Source organism: Pseudomonas fortuita (genome assembly GCF_026898135.2).
Taxonomy (GTDB): Bacteria; Pseudomonadota; Gammaproteobacteria; order Pseudomonadales; family Pseudomonadaceae; genus Aquipseudomonas; species Aquipseudomonas fortuita.
Map to the genome: position 1 here is coordinate 4,781,690 of NZ_CP114035.2, position 25,184 is coordinate 4,806,873.

Here is a 25,184-nt window from a genome sequence, read left to right on the forward strand (position 1 = left end):
AGTTTTTGGGGTGAGAGAGCAGCACTGGCCACGAACGGCAATTCAACCGTCGAGCGAAGGGCGCAGAGGCATACCAGTACGGCGCGAAGCATCCAACGAATCCATGTCAGGAAGAGGTCACCGCCCAGCGCACGTAATCATTACGGCGTTTGGCCTGGGCGTGAGGGGCTTGTAGGGGGCGCATTGTAGCGCAAGGTGCCATTGACAGTTCAAGACAAAATGTTGCGAGAAGCCGGTGTGATCTACGAGTACAAGCCGGCAGCGTTTGCACTCCGGCCTCGCCGCCCTCAGGCACTGCACAGTCCCTGTGGGAGCGGGTTCACCCGCGAAGAGGCCAGCAAAGCGCTCGACTGGGTTGTAAAGCGAGCCTTTGCCGACGATAGTTCAGGGCACTGCCTTCGTATTGCCCAACAGGAACTCACCATGCTCGGCGTCACCGACTACGGCGCATTCGTCATCGCCTTCATCATCCTTCTGGCCATCCCCGGCCCGGGCAATTTCGCCCTGATCACCGCCACTGGCAAGGGCGGTATCAAGGCTGGCCTGGCCGCGACACTTGGAGTGATCGTGGGTGACCAGGTGCTGCTGTGGCTGGCGGTAGCCGGCGTCGCCACCTTGCTGGCCACCTACCCCACGGCCTTCCATATGGTGCAATGGGCCGGTGCTGCGTACCTGGCGTACCTGGGCCTGCGCATGCTACTGAGCAAACCCGGTGGCTCCGCACACAGCTGCCGCATGGACAACGGCCAGTACTTGCGCCAGACCATGATGATCACCCTGCTCAACCCCAAGGCGATCATGTTCTACATGGCGTTTTTCCCGCTGTTCGTCGACCCGGTGAAGCACCAAGGGCTGGTGACGTTCGGTTTCATGGCTGCGACGGTGGCGGTGGTGACCTTCGCGTATGGGCTGATTGCCGTGGTGCTGACGCACCAGTTGGCTGAACGCATGCGTGCAAACCCGCGCATCAGCAACCTGTTCGAACGGCTGGCGGGGGCTTGTCTGGTAGGGTTTGGTATCAAGTTGGCGGCGATGCGCTGAGCAAGGCCGCGGCACAGTTTGTGGCTCAACCCTGGCGACGCATGAACTCTGCAAAAAGCGGTACGGTGAAATCCAGCACACCATGATCGGTGCTGTAGGCCATGCCTTTGGCGATGACCTTGGCTCTTATGGGGCCAAGTGACGATTGGGTTCGGCCCATGGCCTTGGCGATATCACCTACCGCATAAGGCCCATCGCCAAGCTCCGACATGGCTCTGACGAAAAGCACTTCGCTGGGTGTCAACTGGTCGATACGCACCCTGAAGAAACCTGCATCCAGCAAAGCCAGGGTTTCCGAGTAGGATTGAACGACATCACCCAGCGATATCTCTGGCCCCTCGGCACAGTTCCACGCCGTGGACGCCCACTCTTGTAAAAAGAACGGATAGCCCTTGGTACGCACGACAATCTCTTGCAAGGCGGCCTCTGCAATGGTTGCCTCCTCGTCCAGGATCGGCTTGAGCACGGCCTGGGCAGCAGCATCGGCATCAAGTGCATTGATTTCCGGATACAGGAACAGCCGCTCTGCATAGGATTTCGCCTCACCTGCCAACCGCGCGACCTGAGGCAGCCCGGCCCCCACAAGCAGCACCGGCAGGCCTTCCTGAGACATTTTGTGCATGGAGACAATCAGGGCCCTGAGATCGGCCTCACTCAGGTACTGGACTTCGTCGATCAACAGAATCCAGCCTTTGCCTGCGGCCTGGGCCGCACGCCCGATAACGTTGAACAGGTCTGGCAGGTCGTATTGAAGATTGCCACTGTCCGCAAGGCCGGGCTCTGGCTCTACACCCACTTCCACACCGGCGATATCGATCTTGAAGATGGAGGCAAACCCACGCAGGCCCTTCAGGCCCTGATTTGCAATTTGCTTGGCGGCTTCCACGGTGGACAGAGAGCGCATGACCTTGCGCATTTCCGGGTAAAGAAGGCGCGCAAGGCTTTCCTCTTCCGGCGACTCGACCTTGGAGACCAGCAAGCCCGCTTGCTCTGCAATTTTCCCGACTTCATTCAAGAGCACCGTTTTGCCAGTCCCTCTCAAGCCAAGCAGCATCATGGAGCGCGCGCTGCGCCCGTTGATAGCCCGCCCACACGAAACGCGCGCGTGCTCAAGCACCACATCGCGGCCTGCCAGCTCAGGCGGTCTGCTGCCGGCGCCGGGTGCGAAAGGGTTGCGGTACGGGTCCATGGGCTGCCTCCAGAGAACGGTTATAGCAATAGATAGCGAAGTCTAGCGATTTTCGCTATCTATTAGTAGATTTCGGTAGCGTTTGCCCTTCGGCGCTGCAAATCAGCCCCCGTCCTACAGCTTGAACTCAGAATTATTCCCTTCCTTGTAGGGCGTTTCCCAAACATACTGGCAACCCGCTCAAACTGTTGCGACGGATTCGGTCGCGCTCTAGTCTCGGCTTGTCGTTGTGAAATCAGCGACCGGCTTTGACAGGCCGACGACTCAAGTTTCCGTTGCAGCGCTTAATGGCAGCTGTGCATGGGGCACATTCGTGTGCGCCGGGTCCTTGGGTACCGGTCTGTCAACCCATGTATAGCTGCCTCCATTCGTTTGACAGCGTTGCCAGGCGGCTCCACTACCCAAGGAGCTTACATGCGCAAGATGGTCCCCGATCCACCCTACTCCCTCGATTCCACCCAGGCTCTGCAAGACACACTGGTCCAGTCCTCAGAGTACATACTCTGCGCCCTGTCCGTGGCCCGCCAGTCCATACAACTCAAGCCTACCGCCCACAGCTCGATTGTGATGCAGGCCGTGATCCATGAAATGGAGGAGGTACAGAGCCTGGTGGAGTCGGCATTGATGCAATTGCAGATGCGGCCGCACTTACCCAGTGAGCCGTACATCTTGCACTAGCAGGCCAGGCCTCTTCGCGGCTAAAGCCGCTCCCACAGGTTATCTCCGCCCTCAGGCACTGCACAGCACCTGTGGGAGCGGGTTCACCCGCGAAGAGACCAGCCCAGGCAACCCAGAACCCAGGGAAACAAATCAATGCCCACCGACAACACACAAGAAGCCACCACCGTCGGCAAGACCTGCTTCTACCAAGGCGAAAACAACACCCACCCGCTGTTCCGCATCGAACCCGGCATCCCCTGCCAGGACGCCCGCGAACAGGCATCCGAACTGATGGGCTACGTGCGCGACCTGATCATCACCGGCCTGATGGACGGCGACCAGAAACTGATCTGGGCCTCGCACTACCTGAGCGCGATGGCCAAGGCGCTGCTGGATGATGCTGAATTGGGGATGATGAAAAAATAAGGCACAACCCAAAGCCCGTTTGTGCGCCGAGTATCGGACATACTTCGTACGAACGGGCTCGCCCCACTACCTGATGCGGTAGCGATAAAAAGGATCAGCACAGAGCTATCAAGCGCGCCAAGGAAATTCTTGATGTTGTACGAGGCAAACGCAGATGAGCGACAAATTCACCCCCGAAGACATGCCCATTCTTGAGCTGGACTTGAGCAATACCAAGCGCTTCGAGGCTTCCCGGTTTCTTGGTAGCCCCAAAACCATCGCGGCTTTCCTGGCAGAGGCGATGAAGGCTAACGACGCTCAAACCTTGATGCATGCTCTGGGTGAAGTGGCAAAACCCAAGGCGTGAATCAATTTGTGCAAGACGCAGGCGTCAATTGGGAATCTCTTAATAAAGCCTAAAGGGCGGCGATAAAACTCGTTTCACTACTATTCAGAAGCTCATGATACCCCTAGGATTTGAGGTAACTGATAGGCCGCTCAAGAGGCTCCCAGCCGCATAATAGAATACCGCCAGATAGGTACACCGGTGGAAAAAAACCTGCCCGGGCTTCAACGAAAAATGCCCTGAGCACCTTCACATCCAAGAGCTTCATCTCTCAGATGAAGTACCGCCTCAATAGGCATGTATCACCGAAGAAACCAGCCACATAACTTTTCCAGCTATTCGACATGGAAGAAATCAATCAGAAATCTATGCTGAACAAACATCATCTGACACAGGAAATTAGCTCATTATGACTATTATTCCCGGTTTTTTGGATATCAGGCCTCACAATCCAGTAGATGTTGAGGCAGCCTAGCAAGATTTTGTGCGATCCGTAGACGGCAATGTCGTAGAGGACCTGCTACCTCACCCCAGACCTTTTGAAAATGCGGACTTTCTCTTTCCAACCGTCCGTTCGGTGGCAGAGCCCAAATAAATAAAAACTGAGTTCGAGAAATCACCAGCTTTCATGAACAGGTACCCATTACTGATGGAGCGGTTGACAAATGAGGATCCAGACTGGCGCCCCTTGCTTTTTGGGGGTACCGGCTCCTATCCGCAGTGGTTCTCAACTGAAGTCATACGCCTATTTCGACCTCCGACTCAGCGAATTCTCAAAAAGGCTAACAGTCAGATAAAGGAGACGAAGAGGCACTTCAAGATCAACAGTTCCACGGGTATTCTTGTGTTCGCAAATGATGGTTTTACCGCCCTTGAGCCCCATTTCGTGCAGGCCTTAGCAAGTAATCTCCTTGTTAATTCTTACTCTTCAATTGATTGTTTTCTCTACATGACCGCAAATCGATACGTAGAGGTTGATGGCAGTGACGGGATTCGCTTATAGCCCTTGTACTCCGTGACCTCCAGCCGGATTAGGCTGACGGAGCAATCACATCCTACAGACGGGACATCAGATTATTTTTAAATTCCAACAGCTTCTGCTTAGGCTGGTCGTACAATGTTGAATACCTCTCACTTGAAACTGGTTTTGGAGAGGACATACTTATATTCACGAATGCTAGGCAAAAGCCCCCGTTAGGAGGCTGATATTTACGGCAGCGGGATTTAGAATTGTAGTAAAAACCATCCTAGAGAATACAAGCCCCCAACAATATACTCTCTTGCTGGAGTATCTTTTTAAATTTCTCTTTGCAATCTATATCGGACAGCTCGTCTTGATCGTTCACCGAGATACTCAGAATGTCACCGACAAGACTCACGTCAGCTGTTCCAAACGCATTTCTAGCATCTTCAACACATGCTTTGAATTTCATGTCCAGTTCGTCTTGCGACAGATCGTCCTTCTGAAACTGGTGTAGCTTGAAGCTGTAGGTTTTCATAACACGACCTAGTGATCATTCCTGATAGGGGCAGTGTATTCGGTCTCGACCTCACTATCAACCACATGAACCATCCTACCTGTATTACTTTTCCCAGCCAGGAAGCACAGACAGGTTCCAAGCGCCCACTTCTCGCGGCGCGGGGCTTGAAATCAGTAGGTATTACTGCCCATGAGGATTTTGCTATAAAACACTTCTCCGAAAGAAGTGGCATCTATAGAGAACGGCATATCTGAAGTATCTCCACTTCGATTTAGTCTGCACCTAAATTTGAGTAACCCATAGTTTGCCAATAGTTGAGCTGCTGGTGCATCAACGCCTATCATCCCTTTTAATTGATAGCATTGCTTTAGCTGTTGCTGTAGATATGGGTTCATAGCCTTTATTACGTGGGCATAGATATCAAAAGTGTACTTACTTATCGTACCCAGAGTCAGGAGCGCAAAGGCACGCCCAAGCATTGCAGCAAGTTTAGGATGATCCAGCTTGTCCAGAATCATCAACGCCACTTCACCTACATTCTCTATTCCGGCATCATCAGCACAGTTCTCATTTAAGAACTCAATTCGCTTTTGGTTAGGCACCTTGTCAATCTCACAGAGAAAGGCAAGCATGTTCTTTGCGAAAAAGTATGCCGAAACTTTGTTTCCCATTTTGTACAAGCTAACGGCGATATTGAGGATGGGAATATCTTTCAATACGCCGTCAACTCCACTATCTTCCAACACAGAATCAATTGCAACTTCGCCGCCATCTTTGAAAAGCTCTAATGCTTGTTCGCTATTCTTGATCGTGGTGAGAAAATTACTAACGGCACCCATGAGTTTCTCCGCTGGCATGACAGGATACATCTGCCTCGGGGGTGGATTCCCCATAGCTTTTTGTGAAGACTTTATTAATCAGCTTGATTTTAATTCGGCATTGTCAAGTTCAATGCATTCCTTGATCAGTAAAGCATATTCAATCAACGTACTAAATAGAGACGACATAGTGTCGTGGTAAGCCCCAATAACTGCCCCCGGCCCTTCGTCTACTGGAAACTCAAGAAGGTCCACTAGCTTGGCGCCTCGGTGAGAGACAAAGTATGACTCAACGTAAGAGCGTACATCCCTCATACTTACATTACTCAACTCAGCTTGCATAGACTTAATTAGAGCATCAAAGTCCTTGCAGTAGCCGCCATTATGTACAATCAAATGGCGTAGCTTTTCTATCAATACAAATGCAACCCTATAGTTATTGCCTTTTCTCGCCTCGTATTCCCGGAAATGTGCAGAACGCTCCCGGAGTGCTTTTAGTTGTAGATACGGAGTGCCTTTGTTCTTACGGCGTGGGTTGTAGTAGTGGCTTAAGTCTTTTGATCGGTCGTATTTCCACCCATCAGGACGCACCCAAAGACTGCTGCCTCTAACGCCGCAGTCCGCGTATACTATCTCTATAAAGTCCTCAAACGCTTCATAGGCTTCTGCCAGTAGCCACTGATAGGTTTTGAGTTTATGCAGCGTGTTCAGCTCAATCTGGTCTTGCAGTTTATATGTCTTGGTTTTAATTGTGACTTCTTCAGAGGTCGAGGGCGATGTGTACCTTACGAAGTAGTAAGGACCGTGATCTTCTTTATCCACCCAATCTGGAAGCTGCTCATGGTGCTGAATCAGTTTCTTCCCCTGCTCATGGAAAATGTCAGCGGTCACTCTTTTATACACGTCAGCATTAGTGATTTTCTCTAAAAGCTGCTGAAATTCATCCTGCACTATCATTTCATCAATCCTTTGTTAAATTGAGTTCCAAGCCCAGTGCAGCTATAACATTGGCTCTTGCCTTTTCTCTAAACGGTGCAGGAATAGTTGTTGTGTTCTCACCGCCCGCGACGCGGAATGGAAAAATCACATTGCCTTCTGTCGCTGTCATAGCGAATCTGACATGAGCTCATGAGAAGCAACCTTACCTGCAAGCTCGACCCACCACTCCCCGTCAAATTGCTTCAACGATCCACCCACAAAGATTGTGTCTTTGTTGAACGACTTGATGTCACGCGGGCTGGCTTCTGTGTCCTTCGCCAAACACATCACCAAGTAGCAGGAGGCACCGTCACGAATCATTTCAACGTGGGTGCGTCGTTCGTTGTACCCTAAGTTGCTGCTATCCCCGCCGTACTTCTCCAGATGCGTTAACTGTACATACCGAACGCCGTCATGCGTCTCGCACCGATCTTGCCAGACTCGCAGGAACACAGCTCCATCTTCCCGCACGGCTCCCCAAGACTGCCTCATCATGCGGAGTGGAGCCTTCAAGGCAGAAAAGAACTGTGTGATAGACCTTTCGCTCATACACCATCCCCATTGATCATTTGTCCTGCTTGAAGCTCTGACAAATGTATTCTAGATCGTCTCGTAGCGTCCTGTCCGGCATGACCACAACCCGAAGGGTGCTCAAACGCCGCAGCTCGATCAGCCTCAGGGCGCACTAGCTTCGCTTATCGTGTTTTGCATACCTTGCCAGTAACAATTGGTGTTAAATGTCCGACTGTAGGCGGTCTCCGTGGACACCAAAAAGACTATAGATGAGGCCAGTCATGCTTTACATGATGCTACCGCTAGATAGGCATTTTGACTCAGGGTTTGGTGCAGTCGCAGACTCGTTCAAGGATGCTGCTGATGCTCTTGAAGACTCAAGAGAGAACACACCAACCTTCAATGCTCATCTGCCTGTAAGCTTTTTATACCGGCACGCTATAGAGCTTTACCTGAAGTCAGCGATCATCATTTTTCACCGGAAACTCAACATCCCATATGGGACAATTCCAGCAAGCGGCGAACCTCAAATCCTCGACGGGGGAAAGTGGAAGCCTATGTATAACGTCCACGGCCTGCTACCGCTCTATCGGCACTTCTGCTCGCTTTTTGAAGACCACGCCGAATACCTGTCCAACCATACAAACACAGACTGGAGCTTCCCCATCGAGCTAGGGCAATGGATCAGCGAGATCGAGGCAACAGATTCATCAAGTACGTTCTTCCGCTATCCAGTTACGAAGGACAAGGTAAAAGACAAAGAGAAATCCGTCATCCGGGAGGACCGTTATGATGCTCTGCTTGCAAGAATGGAGCAGCACCAAAAGCCAACCAAAACACTGCTGATGCTTGACCAAAATGACAACGTGGTTGAAACCTTCTCACACGACGACACACGATCCAAAGAGATCATCGGCACGCTGAAGCAGGTTGCAGGGCTGTTTTCCAATTGCCACGCGGCATTGGTAGGCGAACTAACCGGAGGGACTTGAAGCCGCACTGGTTATCAATCGATTGGAAATCGAGGATATAGCGAAGGATTTGGCGTGCGGCAACGGGGATTTGAGTAGTACAATTCTGAAACGAAAAACCCCCGCAGACCTTAATCTACGGGGGTTTCGTATGTATGGCGGAGAGATAGGGATTTGAACCCTAGGTACTGTTGCCAGTACAACGGATTTCGAATCCGTCCCGTTCGACCACTCCGGCATCTCTCCAATGCCGCGCATCATACCAGCGTTCTTTTAAAACGCAAACCTTTTTTTAAAAAAAATCGCGTGGTATCAGGCGCTTGCGTGAACGGGCCGCTTACAGCGGCACGCCCAGGCGCTTGGCAACTTCTTCGTAGGCTTCGATTACGTCGCCCAGGCCCTGACGGAAGCGGTCCTTGTCCATCTTCTTGCGGGTTTCTTTGTCCCACAGGCGGCAGCCGTCCGGGCTGAACTCGTCGCCCAGCACGATCTGGCCGTGGAATACGCCGAACTCCAGCTTGAAGTCGACCAGCAGCAGGCCGGCGTCATCGAACAGCTTGCTCAGCACTTCGTTAACCTTCAGCGACAGCTTTTTCATTTCGACCAGCTGCTCGGCGGTGCCCCAGCCGAACGCGACAACGTGGGATTCGTTGATGAAGGGGTCGCCCTTCTCGTCGTTTTTCAGGAACAGTTCGAAGGTGGACGGCTCGAGCTTGATGCCCTCCTCCACGCCCAGGCGCTTGACCAGGCTACCGGCGGCGTAGTTGCGCACTACGCATTCGACCGGGATCATGTCCAGCTTCTTCACCAGGCACTCGTTGTCACCCAGCAGCTTGTCAAACTGGGTTGGCACGCCGGCTTCTTCCAGTTTCTGCATGATGAAGGCGTTGAACTTGTTGTTCACCATGCCTTTGCGGTCGAGTTGTTCGATGCGCTTGCCGTCGAACGCCGAAGTGTCGTTACGGAACAGCAGGATCAAGCGGTCGGCGTCGTCGGTCTTGTAAACCGATTTGGCCTTGCCGCGGTAGAGTTCGTCGCGTTTTTCCATGATTGGGCTCCGCTTGCTTGAGGTGTTGGGCTAGGCGATTTCGCGCCAGTCGAGCCCGTGTTCCTGATTCGCCACCTGGAGCCAGTCCGGGTCGCACCCTAAGGTGTCGACAAAGCACTGGCGGGCCAAGTGTGGCAGGTTGTTCTTGCTGCTGAGGTGGGCCAGCACCAGGTGTTGCAGGTTGCTCCAGCCCAACTCGTGCACCAGGCGCGCGGCCTGGTGATTGTTCAAATGCCCTTGCATGCCACCTACCCGCTGCTTCAGGAAGACCGGGTAGTGACCGCGTGCCAGCAGGTCGCGGCAATGGTTGGCCTCGATCAGCAGTGCATCCAGGCCTTGGTAACGTTCCAGCAACAGCGCGTCGTACGAGCCCAGGTCGGTCAGCATGCCGAAGCGCCGCTGGCCGTCGCTGATCACGTACTGCAACGGCTCGTAGGCGTCGTGCTCTACCCGCGCTGCGGTCACTTCCAGGCTGCCGATACGCAGGCTTTGGCCACAAGCGAGAAAACCGGCCACCTCCACCGGCTTGCGCATGCCGCGCAAGGTCCCTTGGCTGAGGTAGACCGGTACATTGTAGCGCCGTGACAGCAAGCCGACCCCATGCACGTGGTCGGCATGTTCGTGGGTGACCAATACTGCGCTGAGCTGGGCCGCCGAGACGCCGAGCAGCGCCAGGCGCCGCTCGGTTTCACGCAGGGAAAAGCCGCAATCGACCAGGATGAACGTGTCACCACTGGCGATCAGCGTGCCGTTCCCTTGGCTACCGCTTCCGAGTACCGCGAAGCGCACTTAACCCAGGTGGTCCTGAATGGCGCTCAGCACGCGGCGGGCGACATCGGCCGGAGCCACGGTGTTGATGTTTTTCTCGACCGTGACCTGCACGCTCTCACCCACCTTGCTCAGGCGAACCTGGTAGCGCTCGGCGCGGGCTTCACGCTCTTCCTTGGTCGGCTCGCTGCCGAACATGCGGCTGAAGAAGCCAGGCTGGTTCTGCTTGTCGTCAGGCTTTTCCGACAGGTTGATGTAGTACAGGCCCAGGCTGCGGTTGATGTCTTCGACACGCCACTCGCCACCCTGCTCCAGGGCACGGCCCACGCCAGACCAGGCGCGGTCCAGGTCGGAGCCCAGGTACAGCACCGGGTTGCCGCTGCCGTCTTCGCTGAGGCTGACGCGGCTTGGCGCGTCGAAATCGCGCGCGGCCAGCAGCGACACCGAACCGCCCTTCTCGGCGCTGCGGTTCATGCTGGCAAGCATTTCGTCGACCAGCAGAGCATCGGCGCCGGTGTTGGCAGACGTGGACGGAAATGCAGGCTCGGCAGTGCTGCCGGCCGGGCGCTCGACGCTCACCACGTACACCTCGGAGGTGTTGCGCTGCACGCCGGGCTCCATGCGCACACGTACCCGCACTTCGCTGTCACCGCTGCTGGCAGTGCTGGCCAGGCGCTGGCCAAGCGAGGCCGACAGCTCGTCGAAACGCTGCCAGGTGGTGTTGAATTCACCGGTCTGCGGGCGCTCTTCGGCAATACGGAAGCCGTTGTCCTCGAAGAACTGGCGGGCCACTGGCCACACCTCGGCAGGCGAATGCTGGGCCAGCACCCAACGGCTGCTGCCGCTGCGTTGCAGGCTGTAATCGGTAACCTGGGCGGCGCCACCGGTCAGCGGTTGCGGGCGCGGCACCTCGAACTCGCCAGCGACATTGTCATCGGCGACGTTACGTGGAATGGGCAGCAACGGGTCAAGGCGCTTGACGTTGCTGACGTCCTGCGGCAGCTGCATCGGCGCGGTCGGGTGCGCCTGCAGGTAATCGCTGCCGCGGTCGCGGAAATAGCCATCCTCGCCCCACAGCCAGCCACACCCACTGGTGCTGGAGATAATCAGGGCAAGGGCGGAAAGACCAGCCAGTCGCTTCATGCGGTGCACTTCCTCTTAAACCAGTACGCCGGACTGGCGCAAGGCAGTACGGACTTTTTCGTGGCAGCCTTCGCTCAGCCAGGTCAGTGGCAGGCGAATGCCTTTTTGCATCAGGCCCATTTCGACGAGCGCCCACTTCACCGGGATCGGGTTGGCTTCGCAGAACAGGTCTTTGTGCAGCGGCATGAGTTTTTCGTTGATTGCGCGGGCCTTCTCGGCATTGCCCTCAAGGGCGGCCTCGCACAGGTCGGCCATTTCGCGCGGGGCGACGTTGGCCGTAACAGAGATGTTGCCCTTGCCACCCATCAGGATCAGCTCGACGGCAGTTGGGTCGTCGCCGGACAGGACGATGAAGTCCTTGCTGACGCCATCGAGGATGGCCTTGGCGCGCACCAGGTCGCCGGTGGCTTCCTTGATGCCGATGATGTTCGGCACGGTCGACAGGCGGATCACGGTCTCGGCCTGCATGTCGCAGGAGGTGCGGCCGGGTACGTTGTAGAGGATTTGCGGGATGTCGACGGCTTCGGCGATGTGCTTGAAGTGCTGGTACAGGCCTTCCTGGGTCGGCTTGTTGTAGTACGGCACAACCAGCAGGCAGGCATCGGCGCCGGCGTTCTTGGCGTTTTGCGTCAGGTGCACCGCTTCGGTGGTGGAGTTGGCACCGGTGCCGGCGATGACCGGAATCGGCTTGGCGCTGCGCTTGACGCGCTCGACCACGTGCTTGATGACCAGAATGTGTTCTTCGACATCCAGCGTGGCCGACTCACCGGTGGTGCCGACAGCGACGATCGCATGGGTGCCGTTTTCCAGGTGGAAGTCTACAAGTTTGTCGAGGCTGCCCCAGTCAACACGCCCTTGTGCATCCATGGGTGTGACCAATGCCACCATACTGCCCGCAATCATGTAACTGCTCCTGCCGGAAAAAGAGAGCGGTAATGGTACTGGGGGCATCGACCTTGCACAAGCGAAGCAGGCGGGCGGAGCATTCCCCTCGGCGCCTTATTTCGCTACCCTTGACCCTTTGATCGGTGCAGCGCGGCCCGCCGGGCCGTCGACCTTGCTCCCCGCCAGCGTCCAAGACCTCGCATGCGAGCCCCGGGCCCTGCCGACAGGAGGCTTCAGACCGTCCTGCACCGACCGCTCATCGCTTTAGGAATGCTGCATGTCCACCCCCACCACTGTTCGCGAACAATTCCTTGTCATCAGTGCCTTGGGCCCGAATCCCATGGAACTGGCCAACGTCCTCAGCCGCGCTGCCTTCGAAAACCGCTGCGCGGTGGTCACCTCGCGCCTGAGCCGCCACGGCGAGACCAGCGCCCTGGTGCTGCAGGTGGGCGGCAGCTGGGACGCCCTGGCGCGCCTCGAATCCACCCTGCCGGGCCTGGGCAAGAAGCACGGCCTGACCCTGGACGTGGTGCGCAGCGCCGACCAGGAGGTGCGCCCGCAGGCCCTGCCCTACGTGGCTTATGTGAGCGCCGCTTACCGCCCGGACATCATCAACGAGCTGTGCCAGTTCTTCCTCGATCACCGTGTCGAGCTGGAAGCCATGACTTGCGACACCTACCTGGCACCGCAGACCGGCAGCAGCATGCTCAACGCCCAGTTCACCGTGATCCTGCCGGCCGGCACCCAGATCAGCTGGCTGCGTGACCAGTTCCTGGACTTTGCCGACGCCCTGAACCTCGATGCGCTGATCGAGCCATGGCGCCCACAGAACCCAATGTAAGGAAACCGACCATGGCCGTAGCACTCGACCAACCCGTTGCCGACTTCCAGGCCCAGGCCACCAGCGGGCAAACCGTCAGCCTGGCCGAGCTCAAGGGCCGGCAAGTGGTGCTGTACTTCTACCCGAAGGACAGCACGCCGGGCTGCACCACCCAAGGCCAGGGGTTCCGCGACCAGCATGATGCCTTTGCCGCAGCCAACACCGTGGTGTTCGGGGTATCGCGCGATGGCCTCAAGTCGCACGAGAACTTCAAGGCCAAGCAAGGCTTCCCGTTCGAGCTGATCAGCGACAAAGACGAGGCCCTGTGCCAGCTGTTCGACGTGATCAAGCTGAAAAAGCTGTATGGCAAGGAATACATGGGCGTTGATCGCAGCACCTTCCTGATCGACAAGGACGGTGTGCTGCGCCAGGAATGGCGTGGGGTGAAGGTGCCCGGGCATGTGGATGCCGTGCTGGCGGCTGCCCAGGCCTTGAACAAGGCTTGAAATTGATGGGGGCTGCTTTGCAGCCCCAGTTGCATCAAAGCATCGGTGACACGCTAGGCTCCTGCCGCGGCCAGGCATCCAGCACGGCCTTGATCAGCGTCGCCAGCGGGATCGCGAAGAAGATCCCCCAGAACCCCCACAGCCCGCCAAACAGCAACACCGCGCAAATGATCGCCACCGGGTGCAGGCTAACGGCCTCCGAGAACAGCAGCGGCACCAGCACGTTGCCGTCCAGCGCCTGGATGATCGCATACACCGTCATCAGGTATATGAACTGGTCGCCCCAGCCCCACTGGAACAGCGCAATCAGCGTCACCGGTACCGTCACCACCACTGCCCCCACATAGGGCACCACCACCGACAGGCCCACCAGTAGCGCCAACAGCGCGGCGTAGTTGAGCCCCAGGCTGATAAACGCGATGTAGGTGGCAATGCCGCAGATCAGGATTTCGATGCCCTTGCCGCGAATGTAGTTGGCAATCTGCCGGTTCATCTCACTGCCTACCCGGTTCAGCAAGGCGCGCTGCCTGGGCAGGTAGCCACTGACCCAACGGCCGATCAGTTCGCGGTCCTTGAGGAAGAAGAACACCAGGATCGGCACCAGCACCAGGTAAATCATGGCGTTGACCAGCAACGGCAGGCTGGACAGCGAGAAGGTCAGCGCCCACTGGCCAAACTTGCCGATTTCCCCGCGCACCGATTCGATCGCGTGCAATACCTGCTCGTCCGACACCAGGTGCGGGTAACGCTCGGGCAGCAGCAACAGCAACGACTGCCACTTGCCGAGCATGCCCGGCAGCTCGTTGAACAGGGTAATCAGCTGGTGCCACAACAGCGGCACCAACACCAGCATGAACACCGCCAGCGCGCCCATGAACAAGGCGAAGACCAGCATCACCGCCAGCCGGGTCGGTACCCGCAGCCGCTCTAGGGCGTTGACCAGCCCCTGCATCAGGAACGCCAGCACCATGCCCGCCAGCACCGGCGCGAGCATGCCGCCCAGGGTGAGCACGGCGGTAAAAGCCAGGAACAGCAGGACCGCCAGCACCACCGCTTCTTCATCGGAGAAGTAGCGCTGCATCCAGTCGCGAAGCACTTTGAACATTGACGATCCTTGGAAAAGACTCAGGCCTTGCGCAGCCAGTAGGTATAGGTGCCGGCGTCAGCCGTTTCCTGCAGCAGGGTATGACCGGCCAGCTTGGCGAAAGTGCGGAAGTCGCGCTGGGAACCGGCGTCAGTGGCGATCACTTTGAGCACCGCGCCGCTGGCCAGGCGATTGAGTTCCATCTTGGCCTTGAGCAGCGGCAAAGGGCAATTCAGCCCGCTGGCGTCCAGTTCGGCGTCGCAGGTCAGGGTGTCACTCATCGCGGGGCTCTCCAAAGGCATTGCCAGGTTGCTGCTTGACAGGGTCGGCTAGGATAGCGCCACTGGTCGCCAACGTGTGAGCCCGCTACAGTAGGTATCTTTGATCGACGCGAGCTTCGTGCATGAATCTACTGCGCCCCACCCTGCTGACGCTGGCCTGCCTGATGGCCCTTCCCGGCCATGCTGACGACCTGCCATCACTGGGTGACGCCAGTTCCGCGATCGTCTCGCCGCAACAGGAGCACCAGCTGGGCCGTGCTTGGCTGAGCCTGCTGCGCGGCCAGGTCAACCAGTTGAACGACCCGCAGCTCAAGGACTATGTCGAAACTACCGTGTACCGCCTGGCCGAAACCAGCCAGTTGCAGGACCGGCGCCTGGAATTCATCCTGATCGACAGCCGTGAGCTCAACGCCTTCGCTGCCCCTGGCGGCATCGTCGGGGTCAACGGCGGCCTGTTTCTCAATGCCCGCACCGAAGGCGAGTACGCCTCGGTGCTGGCGCACGAACTGGCGCACTTGTCGCAACGCCACTTCGCCCGCGGCGTCGAAGCCCAGCAACGCATGCAACTGCCGATGATGGCGGCTTTGCTCGCGGGTATCGTGTTGGCTGCCGGTGGCGCCGGCGATGCGGGTATCGGCATGATTGCCGGCACCCAGGCCGCGGCGATCCAGGAACAACGGCGCTTCTCGCGGCAGAACGAACAGGAAGCCGACCGCATCGGCATCCAGAACCTGGAAAAGGCCGGTTACGACCCTCGCAACATGCCCACCATGTTCGAACGCCTGGCGCAGCAATACCGCTACGGCGCCAAGCCACCGGAATTTCTGCTGACTCACCCGGTGACCGAATCACGTATCGCCGATACCCGCAACCGCGCCGAACAGGCGCCCAAAGGTGGCGTGGAAGACAGCATGCGCTACCAGCTGATCCGCGCACGGGTGTCGCTGACCTATGAAGGCACCCCGGGGCTTGCCGCCAAGCGCTTCCGCGCCCAGCTGGACGAAGACCCCAAGATGGATGCCGCGCGTTACGGCCTGGCCCTGGCGCAAATCAAGGGTGGCCAGCTGAACGAAGCACGTGAACTGCTCAAGCCGCTACTGGCCAAGGCGCCCAACGACATCACCTACAACCTGGCGCAGATCGACCTGGACATCACCAACAACCGCCTGGCCGACGCGCAGCAGCGGGCCGAACGGATGCAGGGGCTGTACCCGGGCAACTACCCGCTCAAACAAGTGCGTGCCGACCTGCTGGTGAAGCAGAACAAGCCTGCCGAAGCGGAGAAGGTGTTGAACGAGTTGATCAAGAGCCGGCCGGATGACCCGGACGTGTGGTACGACATGGCCGAAGTGCGGGGTTTGTCGGGCAATACCATCGGCTTGCACCGGGCGCGTGCCGAATACTTCACCCTGGTGGGGGACTTTGACCAGGCGATCCAGCAGCTGGACTACGCCAAGCGCCGGGCGGGCGGCAACTTCCCGCTGGCGTCGCAAATTGACCAGCGCCAGCGCGAGATCCTGGAACAACAGCGTATGGTTCGGGAGATGATGGGGCGCTGAGGGGGTTGAATATTGTGGGAGCGGGCTTGCCCCGCGAAGGGGGGCACGCGGTGCCTGGCACCGGCTTCGCCGGTGTTCGCGGGGCAAGCCCGCTCCCACAAAGACCCAGCGATCTCAGGCGTTACCGGACAGCTTCAGGCGCGCCGCCTGGGTGAAGTCCAGCATGCGATTCAGCGGCTTTTCACCCTGGTGGGGGACTTTGACCAGGCGATCCAGCAGCTGGACTACGCCAAGCGCCGGGCGGGCGGCAACTTCCCGCTGGCGTCGCAAATTGACCAGCGCCAGCGCGAGATCCTGGAACAACAGCGTATGGTTCGGGAGATGATGGGGCGCTGAGGGGGTCGAATATTGTGGGAGCGGGCTTGCCCCGCGAAGGGGGCACGCGGTGCCTGGCACCGGCTTCGCCGGTGTTCGCGGGGCAAGCCCGCTCCCACAAAGACCCAGCGATCTCAGGCCTTACCGGACAGCTTCAGGCGCGCAGCCTGGGTGAAGTCCAGCATGCGATTCAGCGGCTTTTCACCCTGGTGGGGGACTTTGACCAGGCGATCCAGCAGCTGGACTACGCCAAGCGCCGGGCGAGCGGCAACTTCCCGCTGGCGTCGCAAATTGACCAGTGCCAGCGCGAGATCCTGGAACAACAGCGTATGGTTCGGGAGATGATGGGGCGCTGAGGGGGGTTGAATATTGTGGGAGCGGGCTTGCCCCGCGAAGGGGGCACGCGGTGCCTGGCAACGGCTTCGCCGGTGTTCGCGGGGCAAGCCCGCTCCCACAAAGACCCAGCGATCTCAGGCGTTACCGGACAGCTTCAGGCGCGCCGCCTGGGTGAAGTCCAGCATGCGATTCAGCGGCTTGATCGCCTTGGGCACCAGGGCCGGGTCGACAAAAATCTCGTTGCTGCCATTACGCAGGCAGTCCAGCACCCGCTCCAGGGTGTTCATCGCCATCCACGGGCAGTGCGCACAGCTGCGGCATGCCGCACCGTTGCCAGCGGTGGGGGCTTCGACAAACGCCTTGTCCGGGCACAACTGCTGCATCTTGTAGAAGATGCCGCGGTCGGTGGCGACGATGAAGGTCTTGTTTGGCAGGGTTTGCGCCGCCTTGATCAGTTGGCTGGTGGACCCCACCGCATCGGCCAACTCGATCACCGCTTCAGGCGACTCGGGGTGCACCAGGATCGCTGCGTCCGGGTACAGCGCCTTCATGTCGGCCAACTGGCGCGACTTGAACTCTTCGTGAACGATGCAGGCACCGTCCCACAGCAGCATGTCGGCACCGGTCTGCTTCTGGATGTAACGGCCCAGGTGCTGGTCTGGGCCCCAGATGATGGTTTCGCCGTTATCCATCAGGCTTTCGACGATTTCCAGCGCGCAGCTTGAAGTCACCACCCAGTCGGCACGGGCCTTCACGGCAGCCGAAGTGTTGGCATAGACCACCACAGTGCGCTCGGGGTGCTGGTCGCAGAAGGCTGAGAACTCTTCAACCGGGCAGCCCAGGTCGAGCGAGCAGGTGGCCTCCAGGGTGGGCATCAGCACGCGTTTTTCCGGGGTGAGGATTTTTGCGGTTTCGCCCATGAAGCGCACACCGGCCACGATCACCGTTTCGGCCGGGTGATTTTTGCCAAAGCGGGCCATCTCCAGCGAATCGGACACGCAGCCACCGGTTTCTTCAGCCAAGGCCTGGATGACAGGGTCGCAGTAATAGTGGGCAACCAGCACGGCGTTCTGGGCCTTGAGCTCGGCAGCGATGGCCGCACGGTATTCGGCCTCCTGCTCGGCTGTCAGCGGGTTGGGCTGCTTGGCGTCGAGGTGAGCCTGAACCAACAGGCGTTCGGAAATCTGGGTCATGATCGCTGGACCTGCAGGCGCGCGTGCGCATCAAATCGAGTGTATCACCCGGCCCTGACAGATCGGCTAAGGGTGCCGGACGGCAAGCAGGCCGCCACGGCCCTCTGCGGGCGCGGATTATTATCGGAGGCCGAAGGCTACAGACAATCCAGCGATTACTAAAGTGGTTTTTGTGTTGTCACCCGAGCGACTGCAATGAGCGTTGTGTAGGAGCAGCCCTTTCGACTCAAGGCCGCTCCTACAAAACAGCGTTGCCTGACAAAGCGGGTGTCAACCCTGCGGCGACAGTGCTGCCAGGTGCGCTGCCATGAGCATGGCAAACGCTTCCACGGTCATTTTCCTGCCATTGAAGTCGACCATGCCATCGGCATAGTGCAGGCTGCTCACCACATCGTTGCCTTCAACGGTGGCCAGGCCACTTTGCAGCGCCATCATGCCGACCATCTCCCCCGCCTGGCTCGATTGCATGGCAATCGCCTGGGCATCAGTCTGGCCATCCAGCAGCGCCTGCAAGGTCGCCAGGTCACCCATCATCGGCTTGGAGAGCGATAGCTTGCCCTTCACCTCGGTGATCAGTTGCTTGCTCAACTGGTCTGGCGGCAGATCGAAGCTGGCTGGGGCGGCGAAGGCCATCGACAGGTTGAAACGGCTCTCGCCATTGGCGGTCTTGAACGCCAGGTTTTCTATCGCCACCTTGGGCCTGGCGGCCAGCAGTTGCCGCAGGTCGCCCTGGAATTTGGCCTTCTCAGCGTCGTCCATGCGGATCTGCGGTACAGGCTGGCCAGCGGCAGACGCAGCCTCGAACTCCGGCAAGTGCGCCTGGTACCACTTCGACAACGCCTGCAATGCCGGTGCGTTGACCGAGGTGACACTCACCACCATCTGCGCCTTGCCCACCGCACGGCCATCCCAGGTCATGTCGCCGACCTTGTACTCCACGCGACCGCCCACGGTATCCGGGCCATCGAGGGCTTGCAGGACATTCTGCTCCAGGCCCTTGATCTGCAGCACCTGCTGTTTCGGCCCCAGGGTGACCTTGGTTTCGGCCAGCGCCAGGTCGACGTTACCCACATAGACAGTGTCGTGCGGGGTGGCGGCCAAGTTGCCGCCAACCTTCAGGCCTTTGAGTTCGAACGTGGCAGGCGGCTGATCATCGCGCACAAGTTTCATCACGAAACGGTCGGCCTGCCCGTGGAATTTCGAAGCCTTGCCCTCCTTGTCGCCACTGACCTCCAGCTGCATACCCGAGAAGTCGAGGCTGTTGCCGTCCGCCTCGTCAAGCTTGACCGGCGCCAGCCGGACCTGGCTGGCCACACTGCCGCCGTACCCCAGGCTGGTCTGTGCACTGATCGGGGCCTGCTCGCCTGCGGCAGCGAACCACGCGGCGGTGGCATCGTCCTTCTGCAAGGTGCTGTTGCTGACCGCCATCACCGGCATCAGCTTCAACGCCTTTACCCGCGACCAGGGAAAGGGGCCGTGCTCAATCTGGTCGGTCACGCCCACGTCGAAATTCACCACCTCGCCTTCACCCAGGTTTATGTCGCGGGCCTTGAGCCGGTACTGGGCGGTACTGCTGAAGAAATGCTGCTCCAGCGATACCCGTTCGATGCTCATGCTGCCGCCGGTGGTCACCAGGGCCTTCTTGAGTTCGGCGTTGCTGCGGGCAACGGCGTTGTCCAGTTCGGCTGGCAGTTGCTTGCCGGTGTACCAGGCGCCAGCGGTAGATGCGACGGCAATGGCGATCGCCAGGCCGGAAAGAATGCCAACTGATTTCTTCATGAATAGAACCGATTGTCCGTAAGGGCTTCATTGGGTGAGCAAAGGCCACGCAGGAGGCGAAGATTAACACTGCGATGGAAGACGAGGGCCAGCCTTCACCGAGAAATCCATTTTTCAGAACCATCTGACACGCATCCACGGGAGGCACATTCGTTAATTTTTACGAACATTCAAATTGATCAAAACCGCAAAAAAACGCGCAAAAACCGAACAAAACCCCTTATAAATCGATAAATATTTCAATTCAGTAACATCTTGTCATGTTTAACTTGACACCAACCTACCCATCGTTTTTTATTTTCACCACTTAGCGCGTCCCCCGCGCCTTCTGCTGCTCCTACAAAAAAGGTGAACAACATGGAGCCCACCCGCTCGCCCTTGCCGCATGCGCAATACACCGTGCCCGCCGTTTACGCCCAGCACCAGGAGCCATGTCAGCATGCAGCCTGATCACAGCGCTTCCGGCAACGGCCAACTTCGCAAAACCCTGCGCCTCTGGCACGTGATCATCATTGGCCTGGCCTACCTGACCCCAATGACCGTGTTCGACACCTTCGGCATCGTCAGCGGCATCACCGCCGGCCATGTGCCCAGCGCCTACATCCTGGCGCTGGCGGGCATCCTGTTCACCGCCGTAAGCTACGGCACCCTGGTAAAACGCTTTCCGCAGTCGGGCTCGGCGTATACCTACACACAACGTGCGATCAACCCCCATGTGGGCTTCCTGGTCGGCTGGTCGTCGCTGCTGGATTACCTGCTGCTGCCGATGGTCAACGCGCTGCTGGCCAAGCTGTACCTCTCGGCCATGTTCCCTGAAGTACCAGAATGGCTGTGGGTCGTCGGCTTCGTCACCTTGATCAGCCTGATCAACATGCGCAGCGTGAACCTGGTGGCGCACTTCAACCTGCTGTTTGTAGGCGTTCAGGTGGCGATCATCGCCGTGTTCATCTACTTGTGCGTGCGCGGCCTGGGCCAGGGTGAAGGGCTGGGCACCACCTGGAGCTTGCTGCCGTTCGCCGACAGCCAGACCCACCTCAGCGCGCTGGCTGCCGGTGCCACCATCCTGTGCTTCTCGTTCCTGGGCTTCGACGCGGTCACCTGCCTGTCCGAAGAAACCCGTGACCCGGCCAAGACGATCCCACGGGCGATCTTCCTGACCGCACTGATCGGTGGCGTGGTGTTCATCACCGTGTCGTACTTCATCCAGGCCTACTTCCCGACCATGGCGCGCTTCCACGACCAGGAAGCGGCCCTGCCGGAAATCGCCCTGTACGTCGGCGGCAAGCTGTTCCAGTCGGTATTCATCGCCTGCACCGTGATCAACACCATCGCTTCAGGCCTGGCTTCGCAAACCAGCGTGTCGCGCCTGCTGTACGTGATGGGCCGCGACAACGTGATCCCCGCCAGCCTCTTTGCCCGCCTGCACTCGCGCTACAAGACGCCGGTGCTGAACATTGCGGTGGTGGGGCTGATTTCGCTGTCAGCGATCTTCTTCGACCTGGTTACCGCGACCTCGATCATCAACTTCGGCGCACTGGTCGCATTCAGCTTCGTCAACCTGTCGGTGATCAACCACTGCTACCTGCGCGAAGGCAACCGCAAAGGCCTGGCCAACCAACTGAAGTACCTGGTGCTGCCTACCATCGGCTTCTGCATCATCGTCTCGCTGTGGCTGGACCTGAATGTGCACTCGCTGATGTTTGGCGGCATCTGGGCAACGCTCGGGTTGATCTACCTGGGCTGGCTGACCAAAGCCTTCCGGTCGGCACCGCCCAACTACATCGCCGAATGACCCACGCTGCCGACAACGCCCGCGCCTGACCGCGGGCGTTGTACTTGCCCGAAAAGGAATGCCTCATGCCGCTGCGTCGCCTCTCCATCCAGTGGAAGATCACCCTGCTCGCCGGCCTGTGCCTGCTGGCCATCGTCGCCTTGCTGGTGGCCACCTCGCTGACCCAGGCGCAGCGCAGCGCTGCCTTGGTCAGCCAGGCCAGCACCGCCATGCTCGACAACAGTGCGCGCCAGCGCCTGCAGGCCCACGCGCAAACCCAGGCCCTGCGGGTGCAGCGCTACTTCATGGACGCCTATCAGTACGCCAATGGCTTTGCCCGCCTGGTGCAGGTACTCAAGGCCCGAGGCGGCAGTGACCTGCGCGCCGAGCTGACGCGCCAGGCCCGTGCCAGCCTGGCCGGCAACCCGGATGTAATCGGCCTGTACCTGGTGTTCCAGCCCAACGCGCTGGACCAGCAGGACAGCCAGCACCTTGGCCAGGAGGCGATGGGTAGCAATGAACGCGGGCGTTTCTCGTTGTACTGGTCACAACCGCGCCCCGGCGCCCTGGAACTTGAAGCCATGCCGGAAGCCATGCTTGGCGATGCCAGCATTGGCAGCAACGGCGCAGCGAAGAACCGTTGGCTGACCTGCCCGCAGGACACCGCCACTACCTGCATGCTCGAACCGTACCTCGACGAGGTCAATGGCCGTCAGGTGCTGATGACCAGCATCGCCCTGCCACTGCTGGAACAGGGCAAGGTTGTCGGCGTGGTCGGCCTGGACATTGGCCTGGCCAACCTGCAGCAACTGAGCCTGGACGGCCGCCGCGAGCTGTTCGATGGCCAGGGCCATGTGAGTATTGCCAGCGCAGCCGGCCTGCTGGCTGGCAACAGTCGTGACGCCAGCGTGCTCGGTAAGCCCATGGACAATGCAGTAGCCGACGGCCTGCTGCGCGTGGCCCACCCCTTCGCCCCGATCCCTGGCGCAGCCCCTTGGCAGGTGTTGCTGGAACTGCCGGAAAGCGTGCTGCAGGCACCCGCCGTAGCCCTCAACCAGCGCCTGGACGCCCATAGCCAGAATGCCAACCTCAACAGCCTGCTGATCGGCCTTGGCGCTGCCATCGCAGGCTTGCTGCTGGTGTGGTTGACCGCACGCGGCGTCACCCGGCCAATACTGGCCGTGGCCGCACGCCTGCAAGATATTGCCAGCGGCGAAGGCGACCTCACGCGCCGCCTGGACTACGCCCGCCAGGACGAACTGGGCCAGCTCACCCACTGGTTCAACCGCTTCCTCGACAAACTGCAACCCGTCATCGCTCAGGTCAAGGGCTCGCTGCAGGAGGCCCGCGGCACCGCCGACCAGTCTGCCGCCATCGCCAGCCAGACCAGCAACGGCATGCAGCAGCAGCACCGTGAAATCGAGCAAGTGGCCACGGCGGCCAACGAGATGAGCGCCACCGCCCTGGATGTTGCACACAATGCCTCACAGGCGGCCCAGGCCGCACGGGCCGCCGACCAGGCCAGCCGCGAAGGCCTGCAACTGATCGACAGCACCCGCCAGGGCATCGATCGCCTGGCCGCCGGCATGAACACTGCCATGGACGAGGCCCGCGCACTGGAGGGTCGCAGCGGCCAGATAGGCTCGGTGCTGGAGGTGATTCGCACCATCGCCGAGCAGACCAACCTGCTGGCACTCAATGCAGCCATCGAAGCCGCCCGTGCGGGCGAAGCCGGGCGTGGTTTTGCCGTGGTCGCCGATGAGGTGCGCGGCCTGGCCCAGCGCACGCAGGTGTCGGTGGAGGAAATTCGCCAGGTCATCGAAGGCCTGCAGCAAGGCACCCAAGATGTCGTGGGCGCCATGCACGAAGGCCAGCGCCAGGCCCAGGCCAGCGCGGCACGCATGGAACAGGCGCTGCCTGCACTGCAGCGCATTGGCGAGGCGGTGACTGTGATCAGCGACATGAACCTGCAGATTGCCTCTGCGGCCGAAGAACAGAGCGCGGTGGCCGAGGAAGTGAACCGTAACGTGGCCGGCATCCGGGATGTGACAGAATCACTGGCTGGCCAGGCCGACGAATCGGCGCGCATCAGCCAGGCGCTGAACCGGCTGGCCAACCAGCAACAGGCGCTGATGGAGCAATTCCGCGTCTAACCTGCAAGGGCCCTTTCGCGGGCACGCCCGCTCCCACAGGTGCGTGGTCGCCTTCCAGGCCAACGCAGGCTCGGCGGGAGCGGGCGTGCCCGCGAAGAAGCCCGTACAGCCACCACAGCATTATCGTTTTTACTGAGCACACGTCATGCAAACCGCAACCCGATCCACCTTCTTCGACATCACCAGCGAACAGGGCCTGTTACGCACCTCGATTGCCGTCACCCTGTTCATCGCCACCATAGGCATCGCCTTCGGCCTGGCCTCCGGCTCATTCTCCATCGTCTTCGACGGCGTGTACTCGCTGGTCGACGCCAGCATGAGCGGCCTTTCACTTGTAGTGGTCAAGCTGATTACCTCGCACACCACCAGCGTGCAGATGTCACGCAAGCTGCGTGAGCGTTTCACCATGGGCTTCTGGCACCTGGAACCGATGGTCCTGGCACTCAACGGCATCCTGCTTAGCGGCGTGGCCATCTACGCGCTGATCAACGCCGTCAGCAGCCTGTTGCAAGGCGGGCGTCACCTGGAGTTCGGTATTGCCATGGTCTATGCCGTGCTGACCGTAATCACCTGCGTGACCATCGCCGTCGTCGAAGCCCGCGCCAACCGCAAGCTGAAGTCAGACTTCGTGCGCATGGACGTCAAGGGCTGGGTGATGTCGGCCAGCATCACCGCCGCGTTGCTGATCGCCTTCTGCTTTGGTTACGCGGTGCAAGGCACATCGCTGGAGTGGGTGTCGCCGTACATCGACCCGGCGGTGCTGGCGCTGGTGTGCCTGGTGATCATTCCGCTGCCGCTGTCGGTGGTCCGCCAGGCGCTGTCTGAAATCTTTCTGGTTACCCCCGGCGACCTCAAGCTGCACGTCGATGAAGTGGCCAAGGCCTTTGTCGCCCGCCACGGGCTGCAGTCGTACCGTGCCTATGTCGCCAAGGTTGGGCGCTCACGAGAGATTGAGCTGTATTTCATCGTGCCAAAGACAATGGCCGCAAAGACCATCGATGAATGGGATACGTGGCGCAACGAGATTGGTGATGCAGTAGGCGGTGAAGGGCCGGACCGCTGGCTGACGGTGGTATTCACAGGCGACCCCGAGTGGGCCGAGTAAGCTGGGGGCGCTGTGCGCCCCAAGATCGCGAAAACG

The 25,184-nt window shown here is 59.1% G+C and carries 22 protein-coding genes, 1 tRNA gene and 4 pseudogenes; 14 read left to right on the forward strand and 13 right to left on the reverse strand.

Annotated features, from left to right (window positions below; translation table 11 throughout):
- Window positions 1–423 precede the first annotated feature (423 nt).
- Complete coding sequence (locus OZ911_RS21870; protein ID WP_016488631.1) at window positions 424–1,041, forward strand: LysE family transporter; 618 nt, start codon at window positions 424–426, stop codon at window positions 1,039–1,041.
- A gap of 25 nt (window positions 1,042–1,066) precedes the next feature.
- Here the strand turns inward: OZ911_RS21870 and OZ911_RS21875 are convergent, their stop codons facing one another.
- The gene (locus OZ911_RS21875) at window positions 1,067–2,230 is read right to left on the reverse strand and encodes an ATP-binding protein (RefSeq protein ID WP_023049147.1); all 1,164 of its coding nucleotides are present in this window, start codon (window positions 2,228–2,230) and stop codon (window positions 1,067–1,069) included.
- Between the two features lie 414 nt (window positions 2,231–2,644).
- Here OZ911_RS21875 and OZ911_RS21880 point away from each other — a divergent pair, with 414 nt between their 5' ends.
- The 4 genes and pseudogenes from OZ911_RS21880 to OZ911_RS21895 all read left to right on the forward strand — a co-directional run bounded on the left by OZ911_RS21880 (window position 2,645) and on the right by OZ911_RS21895 (window position 3,816).
- Window positions 2,645–2,908 (forward strand): hypothetical protein, encoded by a 264-nt coding sequence (locus OZ911_RS21880; RefSeq protein WP_023049146.1) that lies wholly within the window; start codon window positions 2,645–2,647, stop codon window positions 2,906–2,908.
- Window positions 2,909–3,043: 135 nt separating this feature from the next.
- Window positions 3,044–3,316: a DUF3077 domain-containing protein gene (locus OZ911_RS21885; protein ID WP_023049145.1), complete on the forward strand. Its 273-nt coding sequence runs from the start codon at window positions 3,044–3,046 to the stop codon at window positions 3,314–3,316.
- A 31-nt stretch (window positions 3,317–3,347) separates the two neighbouring features.
- A pseudogene (locus OZ911_RS21890) lies at window positions 3,348–3,474 on the forward strand (type II toxin-antitoxin system RelE/ParE family toxin); the annotation flags it as partial.
- Window positions 3,471–3,816 (forward strand): annotated as a pseudogene (locus OZ911_RS21895) (addiction module antidote protein). The pseudogenes OZ911_RS21890 and OZ911_RS21895, both read left to right, overlap by 4 nt.
- Before the next feature lie 1,072 nt (window positions 3,817–4,888).
- Here the strand turns inward: OZ911_RS21895 and OZ911_RS21900 are convergent.
- The 3 genes from OZ911_RS21900 to OZ911_RS21910 all read right to left on the reverse strand — a co-directional run bounded on the left by OZ911_RS21900 (window position 4,889) and on the right by OZ911_RS21910 (window position 6,897).
- Complete coding sequence (locus OZ911_RS21900) at window positions 4,889–5,140, reverse strand: hypothetical protein (RefSeq protein ID WP_023049142.1); 252 nt, start codon at window positions 5,138–5,140, stop codon at window positions 4,889–4,891.
- Window positions 5,141–5,292: 152 nt separating this feature from the next.
- Window positions 5,293–5,961: a hypothetical protein gene (locus OZ911_RS21905; RefSeq protein WP_268968470.1), complete on the reverse strand. Its 669-nt coding sequence runs from the start codon at window positions 5,959–5,961 to the stop codon at window positions 5,293–5,295.
- A gap of 78 nt (window positions 5,962–6,039) precedes the next feature.
- Window positions 6,040–6,897 (reverse strand): hypothetical protein, encoded by an 858-nt coding sequence (locus tag OZ911_RS21910; protein WP_023049140.1) that lies wholly within the window; start codon window positions 6,895–6,897, stop codon window positions 6,040–6,042.
- A gap of 815 nt (window positions 6,898–7,712) precedes the next feature.
- Between OZ911_RS21910 and OZ911_RS21915 the strand changes: the two genes are divergently transcribed.
- Complete coding sequence (locus tag OZ911_RS21915) at window positions 7,713–8,423, forward strand: hypothetical protein (protein WP_023049138.1); 711 nt, start codon at window positions 7,713–7,715, stop codon at window positions 8,421–8,423.
- A 135-nt stretch (window positions 8,424–8,558) separates the two neighbouring features.
- Here OZ911_RS21915 and OZ911_RS21920 read toward each other — a convergent pair.
- The 5 genes from OZ911_RS21920 to dapA all read right to left on the reverse strand — a co-directional run bounded on the left by OZ911_RS21920 (window position 8,559) and on the right by dapA (window position 12,264).
- Window positions 8,559–8,648 (reverse strand) — tRNA-Ser (locus tag OZ911_RS21920).
- A 91-nt stretch (window positions 8,649–8,739) separates the two neighbouring features.
- Window positions 8,740–9,450: a phosphoribosylaminoimidazolesuccinocarboxamide synthase gene (gene purC / locus OZ911_RS21925; protein WP_011535129.1), complete on the reverse strand. Its 711-nt coding sequence runs from the start codon at window positions 9,448–9,450 to the stop codon at window positions 8,740–8,742.
- Window positions 9,451–9,480: 30 nt separating this feature from the next.
- A complete protein-coding gene (locus OZ911_RS21930; RefSeq protein WP_016488635.1) occupies window positions 9,481–10,239 on the reverse strand; it encodes an MBL fold metallo-hydrolase in 759 nt (252 codons plus the stop codon).
- Window positions 10,240–11,361, reverse strand: coding sequence for an NlpB/DapX family lipoprotein (gene bamC / locus OZ911_RS21935; RefSeq protein ID WP_016488636.1), 1,122 nt, complete (start codon window positions 11,359–11,361; stop codon window positions 10,240–10,242). It abuts the gene before it with no gap.
- Window positions 11,362–11,376: 15 nt separating this feature from the next.
- Window positions 11,377–12,264, reverse strand: coding sequence for a 4-hydroxy-tetrahydrodipicolinate synthase (gene dapA / locus OZ911_RS21940; protein WP_016488637.1), 888 nt, complete (start codon window positions 12,262–12,264; stop codon window positions 11,377–11,379).
- A 259-nt stretch (window positions 12,265–12,523) separates the two neighbouring features.
- Between dapA and OZ911_RS21945 the strand changes: the two genes are divergently transcribed.
- Window positions 12,524–13,087 carry a glycine cleavage system transcriptional repressor gene (locus tag OZ911_RS21945; protein WP_016488638.1) on the forward strand — a complete coding sequence of 188 codons (564 nt, stop codon included), beginning with the start codon at window positions 12,524–12,526 and terminating at the stop codon, window positions 13,085–13,087.
- 11 nt (window positions 13,088–13,098) lie between these two features.
- Window positions 13,099–13,572 carry a peroxiredoxin gene (locus tag OZ911_RS21950; RefSeq protein WP_016488639.1) on the forward strand — a complete coding sequence of 158 codons (474 nt, stop codon included), beginning with the start codon at window positions 13,099–13,101 and terminating at the stop codon, window positions 13,570–13,572.
- A 34-nt stretch (window positions 13,573–13,606) separates the two neighbouring features.
- Here OZ911_RS21950 and OZ911_RS21955 read toward each other — a convergent pair whose 3' ends face one another.
- Complete coding sequence (locus OZ911_RS21955; protein WP_016488640.1) at window positions 13,607–14,677, reverse strand: AI-2E family transporter; 1,071 nt, start codon at window positions 14,675–14,677, stop codon at window positions 13,607–13,609.
- 20 nt (window positions 14,678–14,697) lie between these two features.
- A complete protein-coding gene (locus OZ911_RS21960) occupies window positions 14,698–14,937 on the reverse strand; it encodes a sulfurtransferase TusA family protein (protein ID WP_016488641.1) in 240 nt (79 codons plus the stop codon).
- A gap of 122 nt (window positions 14,938–15,059) precedes the next feature.
- On the opposite strand from OZ911_RS21960, the gene OZ911_RS21965 reads away from it, so the two are divergent.
- The 3 genes and pseudogenes from OZ911_RS21965 to OZ911_RS21975 all read left to right on the forward strand — a co-directional run.
- Window positions 15,060–16,496 carry a M48 family metalloprotease gene (locus OZ911_RS21965; RefSeq protein ID WP_023048308.1) on the forward strand — a complete coding sequence of 479 codons (1,437 nt, stop codon included), beginning with the start codon at window positions 15,060–15,062 and terminating at the stop codon, window positions 16,494–16,496.
- A 180-nt stretch (window positions 16,497–16,676) separates the two neighbouring features.
- Window positions 16,677–16,832: pseudogene (locus OZ911_RS21970) on the forward strand (M48 family peptidase); the annotation flags it as partial.
- Between the two features lie 179 nt (window positions 16,833–17,011).
- Window positions 17,012–17,167, forward strand: a pseudogene (locus OZ911_RS21975) (M48 family peptidase); the annotation flags it as partial.
- A gap of 114 nt (window positions 17,168–17,281) precedes the next feature.
- Here the strand turns inward: OZ911_RS21975 and nadA are convergent.
- Window positions 17,282–18,340: a quinolinate synthase NadA gene (gene nadA / locus OZ911_RS21980; RefSeq protein WP_016488643.1), complete on the reverse strand. Its 1,059-nt coding sequence runs from the start codon at window positions 18,338–18,340 to the stop codon at window positions 17,282–17,284.
- A gap of 270 nt (window positions 18,341–18,610) precedes the next feature.
- The gene (locus OZ911_RS21985; protein WP_023049389.1) at window positions 18,611–20,119 is read right to left on the reverse strand and encodes a YdgA family protein; all 1,509 of its coding nucleotides are present in this window, start codon (window positions 20,117–20,119) and stop codon (window positions 18,611–18,613) included.
- Window positions 20,120–20,558: 439 nt separating this feature from the next.
- Between OZ911_RS21985 and OZ911_RS21990 the strand changes: the two genes are divergently transcribed.
- The 3 genes from OZ911_RS21990 (at window position 20,559) to OZ911_RS22000 (ending at window position 25,148) form a co-directional block, all read left to right on the forward strand.
- The gene (locus tag OZ911_RS21990; protein WP_016488645.1) at window positions 20,559–21,911 is read left to right on the forward strand and encodes an APC family permease; all 1,353 of its coding nucleotides are present in this window, start codon (window positions 20,559–20,561) and stop codon (window positions 21,909–21,911) included.
- A 65-nt stretch (window positions 21,912–21,976) separates the two neighbouring features.
- Complete coding sequence (locus OZ911_RS29130) at window positions 21,977–24,043, forward strand: methyl-accepting chemotaxis protein (RefSeq protein ID WP_070086902.1); 2,067 nt, start codon at window positions 21,977–21,979, stop codon at window positions 24,041–24,043.
- A 145-nt stretch (window positions 24,044–24,188) separates the two neighbouring features.
- Window positions 24,189–25,148 carry a cation diffusion facilitator family transporter gene (locus OZ911_RS22000; RefSeq protein ID WP_016488647.1) on the forward strand — a complete coding sequence of 320 codons (960 nt, stop codon included), beginning with the start codon at window positions 24,189–24,191 and terminating at the stop codon, window positions 25,146–25,148.
- Window positions 25,149–25,184: the final 36 nt, after the last annotated feature.

What these genes read in the sequence shown, in the direction of transcription:
- OZ911_RS21900 (WP_023049142.1), bottom strand. Translation starts at nt 5,140, where the DNA reads ATGAAAACCTACAGCTTCAAGCTACACCAGTTTCAGAAGGACGATCTG.
- purC (WP_011535129.1), bottom strand. Translation starts at nt 9,450, where the DNA reads ATGGAAAAACGCGACGAACTCTACCGCGGCAAGGCCAAATCGGTTTAC.
- OZ911_RS21905 (WP_268968470.1), bottom strand. Translation starts at nt 5,961, where the DNA reads ATGGGTGCCGTTAGTAATTTTCTCACCACGATCAAGAATAGCGAACAA.
- OZ911_RS22000 (WP_016488647.1), top strand. Translation starts at nt 24,189, where the DNA reads ATGCAAACCGCAACCCGATCCACCTTCTTCGACATCACCAGCGAACAG.
- OZ911_RS21910 (WP_023049140.1), bottom strand. Translation starts at nt 6,897, where the DNA reads ATGATAGTGCAGGATGAATTTCAGCAGCTTTTAGAGAAAATCACTAAT.
- OZ911_RS21885 (WP_023049145.1), top strand. Translation starts at nt 3,044, where the DNA reads ATGCCCACCGACAACACACAAGAAGCCACCACCGTCGGCAAGACCTGC.
- dapA (WP_016488637.1), bottom strand. Translation starts at nt 12,264, where the DNA reads ATGATTGCGGGCAGTATGGTGGCATTGGTCACACCCATGGATGCACAA.
- OZ911_RS21955 (WP_016488640.1), bottom strand. Translation starts at nt 14,677, where the DNA reads ATGTTCAAAGTGCTTCGCGACTGGATGCAGCGCTACTTCTCCGATGAA.
- OZ911_RS21990 (WP_016488645.1), top strand. Translation starts at nt 20,559, where the DNA reads ATGCAGCCTGATCACAGCGCTTCCGGCAACGGCCAACTTCGCAAAACC.
- bamC (WP_016488636.1), bottom strand. Translation starts at nt 11,361, where the DNA reads ATGAAGCGACTGGCTGGTCTTTCCGCCCTTGCCCTGATTATCTCCAGC.
- OZ911_RS21950 (WP_016488639.1), top strand. Translation starts at nt 13,099, where the DNA reads ATGGCCGTAGCACTCGACCAACCCGTTGCCGACTTCCAGGCCCAGGCC.
- OZ911_RS21960 (WP_016488641.1), bottom strand. Translation starts at nt 14,937, where the DNA reads ATGAGTGACACCCTGACCTGCGACGCCGAACTGGACGCCAGCGGGCTG.
- nadA (WP_016488643.1), bottom strand. Translation starts at nt 18,340, where the DNA reads ATGACCCAGATTTCCGAACGCCTGTTGGTTCAGGCTCACCTCGACGCC.
- OZ911_RS21880 (WP_023049146.1), top strand. Translation starts at nt 2,645, where the DNA reads ATGCGCAAGATGGTCCCCGATCCACCCTACTCCCTCGATTCCACCCAG.
- OZ911_RS29130 (WP_070086902.1), top strand. Translation starts at nt 21,977, where the DNA reads ATGCCGCTGCGTCGCCTCTCCATCCAGTGGAAGATCACCCTGCTCGCC.
- OZ911_RS21870 (WP_016488631.1), top strand. Translation starts at nt 424, where the DNA reads ATGCTCGGCGTCACCGACTACGGCGCATTCGTCATCGCCTTCATCATC.
- OZ911_RS21915 (WP_023049138.1), top strand. Translation starts at nt 7,713, where the DNA reads ATGCTTTACATGATGCTACCGCTAGATAGGCATTTTGACTCAGGGTTT.
- OZ911_RS21965 (WP_023048308.1), top strand. Translation starts at nt 15,060, where the DNA reads ATGAATCTACTGCGCCCCACCCTGCTGACGCTGGCCTGCCTGATGGCC.
- OZ911_RS21875 (WP_023049147.1), bottom strand. Translation starts at nt 2,230, where the DNA reads ATGGACCCGTACCGCAACCCTTTCGCACCCGGCGCCGGCAGCAGACCG.
- OZ911_RS21945 (WP_016488638.1), top strand. Translation starts at nt 12,524, where the DNA reads ATGTCCACCCCCACCACTGTTCGCGAACAATTCCTTGTCATCAGTGCC.
- OZ911_RS21985 (WP_023049389.1), bottom strand. Translation starts at nt 20,119, where the DNA reads ATGAAGAAATCAGTTGGCATTCTTTCCGGCCTGGCGATCGCCATTGCC.